The following is a 1,592-nucleotide window of genomic DNA, read 5'->3' on the forward strand; positions in this document are numbered from 1 at the left end:
CGCCGGCCGGCCGCCCGCCGTGGTCTCGCTGGGCGGCGGCGCCATCCTGGACACCGGCACCCAGCAACTGCTGGCCGACTGCACCGTGGTTTTCCTGGACATCGACGTGGATACCGTGCGGCCGCGCATCATCAAGGACACCGGCCGGCCGCTGCTGGCCGGCGACCCCGTGGGCCGCTGGATCGAGACCTTCGGGCAACGCCGGCCGGTCTACGAGCGGCTGGCGGACCTGGTGCTGGACACCCGCGGCAAATCACAGCAGCAACTGCTGGCCGAACTGAGACAACTGCTTGATGAAAGGCACGAACAGTGAGCAACACCGCCGAGGCAACCACCATCCCGGTCACCGGGACCACGCCCCAGGAGGCGTACGACGTCGTCGTCGGCCACGCGCTGCTGGGCCGCCTGCCGCAGGTGCTGGGGGAGCGGGTCCGCAAGGTCCTGGTGATCCACCCGCGCGCGCTGCGTGCCACCGGCGACGCGGTGCGCGAGGACCTGGCCGCCAACGGGCTGGAGGCGCTGACCGCCGAAATTCCGGACGCCGAGGAGGGCAAGCACATCCAGGTGGCCTCGTTCTGCTGGCAGGTGCTGGGACAGAACGACTTCACCCGCTCGGACGCCATCGTGGCCGTGGGCGGCGGGGCGGTCACCGACGTGGCCGGCTTCGTGGCCGCCACCTGGCTGCGCGGCGTCAAGGTGGTGCACATCCCCACCAGCCTGCTGGGCATGGTCGACGCCGCGGTGGGCGGCAAGACCGGCATCAACACCGCCGAGGGCAAGAACCTGGTCGGCGCGTTCCACTCGCCGGCCGCGGTGCTGGCCGACCTGGACGCGCTGCAGACGCTGCCGCCCAACGAACTGGTCACAGGCCTGGCCGAAGCCGTCAAGTGCGGCTTCATCGCCGACCCGGCCATCCTGGAGGTGATCGAAGCGGACCCCAAGGCCGCCAGCACCGCCGGCACGCCGCAGCTGCGGGAGATCATCGAGCGGTCCATCCGGGTCAAGGCCGGGATAGTCTCCTCCGACCTGCGCGAGTCCGGCCGCCGGGAGTTCCTGAATTACGGACACACCCTCGGCCACGCGATCGAGCTGGCCGAGCGCTACCAGATGCGCCACGGCGCGGCCGTTTCTATCGGCCTGGCCTTTGCCGCCGAGCTGTCCCGGATGGTGGGCCGGCTGGACGACGCCACCGCCGACCGGCACCAGGCGATCCTGACGTCGCTCGGGCTGCCCGTGACGTACCGCCGCGACCGCTGGGCCGCGCTACTGGACGGGATGAAGCGCGACAAGAAGGCCCGCGGCGACCTGCTGCGGTTCGTGGTGCTGGACGGCCTGGCCAAGCCCGGGATCCTGGACGTGCCGGACACCTCGCTGCTGTTCGCCGCCTACCAAGAGATCGCCGAGTAGCCCCCGACGCCGGCGCCGGAGGTGGCGCAGGGGTCCGGCGCGCCTTGGATCCGCTCCCACGTTTGGCTGGGCGGCCCATACATCGCCGCACGTCGGGGCCCTTCACGCGGCCGAGACGTGGGCAGTTAGGGCCAAACGTGGGACGCAACCGCGCACCCTGTCCGCGGCAGCGGCTGGCGTTGCCG

The 1,592-nt window shown here is 71.5% G+C and carries 2 protein-coding genes; both read left to right on the forward strand.

All coding sequences use genetic code 11. From position 1 onward, the window contains the following. On the forward strand, window positions 1–313 hold a 313-nt coding region (locus AC5RUJ_RS16085), incomplete at its 5' end, for a shikimate kinase (protein WP_494156222.1). Continuing rightward, window positions 310–1,407 carry a 3-dehydroquinate synthase gene (aroB, locus tag AC5RUJ_RS16090; protein ID WP_494049895.1) on the forward strand — a complete coding sequence of 366 codons (1,098 nt, stop codon included), beginning with the start codon at window positions 310–312 and terminating at the stop codon, window positions 1,405–1,407. The genes AC5RUJ_RS16085 and aroB, both read left to right, overlap by 4 nt. The last annotated feature ends 185 nt before the right edge of the window (window positions 1,408–1,592 follow it).

The sequence above is a fragment of the Arthrobacter sp. Y3223164 genome (assembly GCF_059091005.1).